Below are 6,609 nucleotides of genomic sequence, written 5' to 3'. Positions count from 1 at the left end.
CACCTTGGATAGTTCTCCCAATTATACTATGGATACTAGATAAGGAGAATAAAAAAGCAACTGTGCGACCGGACTTCCGTTCGCGCAGTTGCTTATCTTCTTTAAATGGACTTTTTCAGCGGCCTCAGATCGCTGATTGGCTTTTTTCTGATTCTTTCGTACGCGCACGCTTTTCTGTATAAATTACGAGTTGGATACTTCCCTCGTAGAGTAAGATCATTGGCACCAAAACGATGAGCTGACTGATGAAATCCGGGGGTGTAATCAGTCCGGATACGACAGCTAAAATGATATAAGACCACTTACGCACTTTCTTCATCGTCTCGCCTGTCAGCAGCCCGATTGCTGCCAAAAACAGTGCGACCATTGGTAATTCGAACAGCAGCCCGATCGGCATAGTCGTCAGTAATAGGAATCGTGCATACTCCTGCGCAGAAATCATTACGTCAAAATTCATTGCACCGAGTGAAATTAAGAAATTATAACTCAGCGGATTGACGACGTAGTAGCCAAAAACTAATCCTCCTGCAAATAATATAAACATAAAAGGCGAGTACAGGCTGAGAAAACGGCTTTCCTTTTCATTTAGCCCGGGCTTTACAAATTGCCATAAAAAGTGACAGACAAAAGGCAGAGCTAATCCGAATGCAATTGCTGCTGAAATCGACATATAAAACGTAATAATTTCCAACGGGCTCAAAACAATGAGTTTATGCCCTTTTGTCACATACGGAAACCACTGGTTGATCGTGCTGAACACACCGAAGAAAAAGACTAAAAAAACAACCGTACTCTTAATCAGTTGCTTTCGAAGATCGGTTAAATGTTCTACAAGCGTCGGTTCCTTTTTATTAGTGGCATTTGTCACTTCAGTCGTACTCAGTTCATTTGGGGGTTTTTCCTGTGTGTTGGCTGTCATTTATTTCACCTGCTCTTGTGTCTCAATTTTCTTCGGCTCCTCCTCGTCGTCCATAATGTCCTTCGCAGATCTCTTGAATTCTGCTAACGTCTTCCCGATTGCCGCACCGACTTCCGGCAATTTACGGGGCCCGAATAAAATCAGGATAATGACCAAAATGATAATTAATCCCGGCACTCCGATGGCTGCTAAATTCATCTATAACTCCTCCTTCCTGAACTGAAAATCCATGCTTTTACTCATCTTGGCCAATTTACCTCCATCTAAAACACTTGAATTGAAATAAATTTGTAAATAATTATGTAATGTAAATGAAATAAAGTGTGAAAAGTCCTTCATTTATGATTAAGTTCCTTTCAAAAAGGACAGCCTAATCTACAGCGAATAATATTCGTATGAAGGATGTGATCGGCTTGGATGAAACGGAAAAACCTGCAGCACTTTTATATATCAACCGGCTCGCTAAACAATTGGCACCTTCTGCTGATGTTGTGAAAAAGACACTGAAAAGAAAAGACGAGACAGTTCATTTACTATTTTTAAAAAGCGTTGTCGATATGATGCAATTACAAGAGATCGTCGTCAAACCGTTTTATGAAATTTCAACGGAATATAATTTTTCCGAGTACATTCAATCATTGCCTTATGAGACTGCCATGCCGACAGGGGACGAAGAAGTGCTGATTGAAATTACTAAAGGAAATGTCTTTGTGATGATTGGTAAAGAAATGACCTTACTGGAACTTAAGATGGTGGCGGCTAATGCTGTACAAGAGGCCAAAATAGAACAAACGATTCACGGCCCGATCTTAGGACTCAGTGAAAGTCTTGAAACGAATCTAAACTTGATGAGGCAGCGCTATCATCAGCCTTCCTTAATTATCGAAACGATGCAGCTGGAGGATTGCTCCAATCGGGCTATTGCCCTGTTGTATGATAAAGAACGTGTACGTCCTGGGCTTTTGGAAAACATAAAAAAACGTCTGCAGACACTAGATGTGGAGCTTGTTCAGGCTAGTGCAGATTTGCAGTATTATATTAATAATAAAAAACGCAGTCTGTTTCCAACAAGTCTGTTGACCGAACGGCCCGATCGTATAATTCATAATATGGATGCCGGGAAAGTGATCATCATGGTAGACGGCAGTCCAAACGCCATCATTGCACCGATTGTGTTTTTTGATCTGATGATCTCAATGGAAGATAATTACTATTCTTTCTGGGTCGTCAAATCCATTCAATTATTGCGATATGGCGGATTGTTTGCCGCAATTTTTCTGCCGGCCATTTATATCGGAGTAACTTCATTCACACCGGATGTACTTCGGACAGAACTGGCGTTGACAGTGGCCGCAAGCCGAATCGGTGTGCCATATCCGTCGTTTGCCGAAGTGTTCTTCATGCTGATTTTTATCGAGTTGCTGACAGAAGCAAGTTTGCGGCTGCCTACGATGGTCAGTGCCACAGCTACAACAGTCGGCGGGTTGATTTTAGGTACTGCTGCTGTCGATGCAGCCCTGACTTCAAATATTATGGTTATCGTGGTTTCTCTCGTGGCAATTTCAACCTTTGTCATCCCCATCAGTGAATTAAGTTACGCTGTAAGAATATGCCGTTTTCTGCTTTTGGTTTACGCGACATTATTCGGATTGGCAGGGGTGCTTTTAGGATTGCTTGGATTGATCTTATACCTGGCGAATAAAGACAGTATGGGGGAACCATATTTGCGGATGTTCTGGCAGAGCAGGCGTGAAGAATTAAAGGTGGAGCAGAAATGAGCCGCTTTATCTATTTTTTGATTATTTCCAATATGGTAGCCAATATTATCGCGTCTATACCGAGGATTTTGCTGTCCGAAAGTGAAGATGGGGCAGTTCTATCAATGATCCTTGCTTTGTTCTACGGTGTCTTTGCAATTTGGGTGCTCATCAAATGCCTTCAGGCTTTTCCGGGTAAAAGTGTACCTGAACTATTCAGCCTGTACTTGAGCAGGTGGATAGGTACCCCGGTTCTATTTATTCTCGGCGTCATTTGGTATATTGCGGGACTCCAGACACTGATTGCTTATGTTGCGATCCTATCACGTTTTCTTACACCGGAAATGTCAATCTATGTAATCTTAGCATCGTTCGTTCTAATCCTTACATTTGGCATTCTTATGCAGAGCCGCAATGTGTTATTTTCCTTGGAACTAATATTTGTCATCCTATTGCCTTTCGTGTTCTTTTTTATCATGAAAACATATTTCACTGAGCAACTAGACTGGGATCAAGTAAGACTTGCATTGACACACACACATAAGGTTCCTTCCTATACAGTTTTCGCAGCGGCGGCATACTTATTTATCGGTGCGTTTGACTTGGTTATTTTCAATTCATTGATGAAAAAGAAATTGGTATTCAAATGGAAGCAGGCTCTTATTATTTTTCTATTGGGTTTATTCATCATGACGACTACCTATTTGATCCCAATCGGCATTTTAGGATTCGATAAGATAGAGGATTTCATTTATCCGTGGATTTCTACCAGTGATTCCATGCGAATGAAATATGGAGTCATTGAACGTGTGACATTTCTCTTTTTATTGAATTTTCTGGCCATAGCATTTTTGAACATCTTCATTCATTGGCATGTGGCTTATAAGCTTTTTCAGAGTACATTCGGAGTGGATCAGCTGCCCAAAGGGAAACGGAAAAATTATAGTGAAGCTATAATGGTCACAGCATTTTGGACGGCTGGTGTTTTCTTTACGGTGCAAGAAACGGAATACGATTTATTTCTCTATACCGGATATTATTTTAATTCTCTTCCGGTTGTTTTCGGCGGACTTATAGTTCTGCTCATGATCATAAACAGGAGGGCGAAGCGTGAAACATAAGAGCTCTTTTGCTATCAAGTCATTCGGTGTGATTTTTATGTTAGGTACGGTGATTCTGTTATCGGGCTGTGCGTTTAAGGACATTGATAAACGTTTATTCGTTTCAGCGATCGGTGTTGATCCTGCTGTAAATGGAGAAGAAGGGTATAAAGTGACGTTAAAAGTGGCTTTACCGTTTGGTGCGATTAAAGAAACAACGAAGCCCAATTTTACGTACTTATCAAAAGAAGGGGAATCCATTGGCGAAATAATTAGGATGCTGGAAACGCATGCGGATAAAGTATTAGAATTCGGTCAAATGAAGACCATAGTGATTCATGAGGATTTGCTGACAGACCATATGAAAACCTTTATGGATTATTTTATCAGACGTGGTGACATCCAGTTTATTGCTTATGTAGCAGGAGCAAAATCATCTGCTGAGGAAATATTAAAAGTTCAGCCGGACACAGAGGCGCCTGCATCGGTGTCTATGTTCAATTTCTTTGGAGATACCGGAACAGAAAGTCCTTATATTACGACCACATACTTATTCCAATTCCGCAGAGATTTTTTTACCGAAGGGTTGAATGCTGTTTTGCCTTTAATCGAAACAAATAAGGATCAAACAGAATTAATTGTTAATAAAACCATCGTAGTCGATAAGAAAAAAGATCCGCTTACACTTGATCACGTTGAGACGAAATATTACAATACGCTGTTTAGAGGCGCAAATGGTTTTTCCTATAAAGTAAAAAATGGTGATAAAAGACTTCTTTTGAATATCAGCAGAGTGAAGATGAATTACCAAATCATTACAAAGAATAACGTACCGCAAGCAATCGATATGGACGTTAAGATGGTTGGAGTAATCGGTGAATCAGATAAGACTCTTTCAATAGCAAAGTTGGATGAGTATAACCATTTTGCTTCAAAAGAAGTAAAGAAGAAAATACTTGGGCTGCTTAATAGGATGCAGGAACATCAAGTAGATCCCTTCGGATTTGGCCTGCATTATCGAGCAACACATCTTAGTCACGATCATTTAGCAGAAACATGGCAGCAGGCATATCCCGATTTGAAGTTTAATGTGAATGTTGAAGTAAAGCTTCAAAGCACAGGAACGATTCAATAAAGTGTAACTTTGTTAGACTCCTGTTTTTTTAAAAAATAAAAATACCCTATAGGATAGACATTTTTAACATATCTATCTTACAGGGTACATTTTAAACTGATTTTTGTATTTTTGTCCTATTATTTACGATTATTACGGCGTTCGTTGTTCTGGTTATTATTGTCGTTGTTTTGATTCTGACGCTTTTGGTCAAAGTTGAACTCTTCTCCAAACTCCATATTCTCTGCCTGGTCGTTTTGACGCTGTTTGTTGTTCTGCTGCTGACGCTGGTTGTTCTGGTCTTGACGCTGACGATCGTTTTGTTTACTCATTGTATGCACTTCCTTTTTGGTTGTTAGATGCTATGACATCTACACCTGTAGATTGTGCAAATAATGAAGTCTTATGAGTGGTAAAAAATGCTGCGTTGCACCATAAAAAAACTCCGCTATGCAAGAATGCATAACGGAGCCTCAATCAGCTCATGTTAAATGAAGCGGAGGAGGGATAATCCAGCCTTTTGATTTGTTCAACTCCAGCAATTTTGCTCCGAATGCCGTCTTTTCCATATGGCATTTCGCGAACATGACTGCAATGTCTTCCCGGATGCACTGTCCCATCGCCATACTGCAAGAAACGAGACCCTGCCCGACATTGATGGAAACCGCTGCACTGATTTCGGGATCCATGAAGCGTGCGCCGGCAGGAATTTCTTCCGGATTTGCTTTTGGTCTTTCGGGCAGAGCGGGAGGAGGCGTAACGCCATTCGCTTTCAGCAATTTTCCGAATTCCTTATTCTCTGCCTTCATCATCTTGACTGCCTCTTCCAGCAAGTTGATTAAATCTGCATCTTCGGCATGGTTGATAAAGGCTTCATAGCCGCTGACCAACCCGTTGTTAGCACCTATGAAAGACCAAACAGCCGTCACTTCCCCATAATGCATTGGTTCATTTTTTGGATTGCCGTCTAAAATACCCAAGAAACCCGCTCCTTACATCATATTGGTTTTCAAGAGTAGTTTCTGCGGAAATCCATTATTTATGCATTACTTTTTATAAGTTGTCACAAAGGAAGCTCTTGGAAAGATATTCGGGCGCTGATCGACGCCTTCTCCTGCGCCGCGTTTTGCATGCGCTTTTCCATAGGCCTGCGAAGTTTGCCAGTTGGTAAATGATTCTTCGTCTTCCCACATTGTCAAGATTACATACGTATCCGACTCAACTGGACGCATCACACGAATCGCTACGAATCCTGGTTCTGCTTCGATTAAACGTGCCCGGTTATTAAAACGCTGTTCAAAAATTTCCCGTCCGTCTTCAGAAACCGGTATATTATTCAGAACTGCAAAACGGCCGGAAGGCAAGTCACCGCTCTGATCCAGGATCTCATATTCAGTAGCATCGTCTAAGTCAGTCGTCTCTGCTTCCTGCAGCACTAATACTTCCTCGTCGTTATTTAATAAAAGCGCGCGGGATTCTTCCGGCAGATTGCCTGCTTCCCCGAGTGGCGCTGTCCAAGTAAACAGTTTCATAATACTTCACCTCATCTGCTTCCATTTTATTTATTATTGAATAGTATACCTGAAGTTTGAAAAGGCTTTCAATGAATAAGAAAATGAAGTCTTCAGTTTAGGTTAAAAGCGAGCGGGAAGAATGTAAAAGCAATTACCTGATACATCCCATTCAACGGATAAATACTTAAGCTTGCTGCAGTGCTGC

The 6,609-nt window shown here is 41.0% G+C and carries 8 protein-coding genes; 3 read left to right on the top strand and 5 right to left on the bottom strand.

The genetic code is table 11. The features are described 5' to 3' along the window. Nucleotides 1-124: 124 nt before the first annotated feature. Both tatC and tatA read right to left on the bottom strand, forming a co-directional pair. Entirely contained in the window at nt 125-919 is a 795-nt protein-coding gene (gene tatC, locus GDZ68_RS16815) for a twin-arginine translocase subunit TatC (protein ID WP_153723475.1), read from the bottom strand. Beyond that, nucleotides 920-1,117, bottom strand: coding sequence for a twin-arginine translocase TatA/TatE family subunit (tatA, locus tag GDZ68_RS16810; protein ID WP_153723474.1), 198 nt, complete (start codon nt 1,115-1,117; stop codon nt 920-922). Nucleotides 1,118-1,332: 215 nt separating this feature from the next. On the opposite strand from tatA, the gene GDZ68_RS16805 reads away from it, so the two are divergent. From GDZ68_RS16805 to GDZ68_RS16795, 3 genes are read left to right on the top strand one after another with little or no spacing between them, the layout of a single operon-like run. After that, the gene (locus GDZ68_RS16805) at nt 1,333-2,697 is read left to right on the top strand and encodes a spore germination protein (RefSeq protein ID WP_153723473.1); all 1,365 of its coding nucleotides are present in this window, start codon (nt 1,333-1,335) and stop codon (nt 2,695-2,697) included. Continuing rightward, nucleotides 2,694-3,797 (top strand): GerAB/ArcD/ProY family transporter, encoded by a 1,104-nt coding sequence (locus GDZ68_RS16800; RefSeq protein ID WP_153723472.1) that lies wholly within the window; start codon nt 2,694-2,696, stop codon nt 3,795-3,797. The genes GDZ68_RS16805 and GDZ68_RS16800 overlap by 4 nt, the downstream gene beginning before the upstream one ends. Then, the gene (locus tag GDZ68_RS16795; protein ID WP_153723471.1) at nt 3,787-4,911 is read left to right on the top strand and encodes a Ger(x)C family spore germination protein; all 1,125 of its coding nucleotides are present in this window, start codon (nt 3,787-3,789) and stop codon (nt 4,909-4,911) included. The genes GDZ68_RS16800 and GDZ68_RS16795 overlap by 11 nt, the downstream gene beginning before the upstream one ends. A 119-nt stretch (nt 4,912-5,030) precedes the next feature. Here the strand turns inward: GDZ68_RS16795 and GDZ68_RS16790 are convergent, their stop codons facing one another. From GDZ68_RS16790 to GDZ68_RS16780, 3 genes are all read right to left on the bottom strand, one after another. Next, on the bottom strand, nt 5,031-5,222 hold the full coding sequence (locus tag GDZ68_RS16790) for a hypothetical protein (protein WP_153723470.1): 192 nt from the start codon (nt 5,220-5,222) through the stop codon (nt 5,031-5,033). Between the two features lie 150 nt (nt 5,223-5,372). Then, a complete protein-coding gene (locus GDZ68_RS16785) occupies nt 5,373-5,870 on the bottom strand; it encodes a DUF3231 family protein (RefSeq protein ID WP_153723469.1) in 498 nt (165 codons plus the stop codon). A gap of 66 nt (nt 5,871-5,936) precedes the next feature. Then, entirely contained in the window at nt 5,937-6,422 is a 486-nt protein-coding gene (locus GDZ68_RS16780; protein WP_153723468.1) for an antibiotic biosynthesis monooxygenase family protein, read from the bottom strand. Nucleotides 6,423-6,609 lie beyond the last annotated feature (187 nt).

The sequence above is a fragment of the Sporosarcina cascadiensis genome, assembly GCF_009650995.1.
GTDB lineage: Bacteria > Bacillota > Bacilli > Bacillales_A > Planococcaceae > Sporosarcina > Sporosarcina cascadiensis.
Note: the sequence above shows the minus strand (reverse complement) of the source record. Positions and strands in the feature narration are given on the sequence as shown.

Excerpts from the sequence above, each read along its gene's own strand:
- GDZ68_RS16780 (WP_153723468.1), bottom strand. The coding sequence starts at position 6,422 with ATGAAACTGTTTACTTGGACAGCGCCACTCGGGGAAGCAGGCAATCTG.
- GDZ68_RS16790 (WP_153723470.1), bottom strand. The coding sequence starts at position 5,222 with ATGAGTAAACAAAACGATCGTCAGCGTCAAGACCAGAACAACCAGCGT.
- tatA (WP_153723474.1), bottom strand. The coding sequence starts at position 1,117 with ATGAATTTAGCAGCCATCGGAGTGCCGGGATTAATTATCATTTTGGTC.
- tatC (WP_153723475.1), bottom strand. The coding sequence starts at position 919 with ATGACAGCCAACACACAGGAAAAACCCCCAAATGAACTGAGTACGACT.
- GDZ68_RS16800 (WP_153723472.1), top strand. The coding sequence starts at position 2,694 with ATGAGCCGCTTTATCTATTTTTTGATTATTTCCAATATGGTAGCCAAT.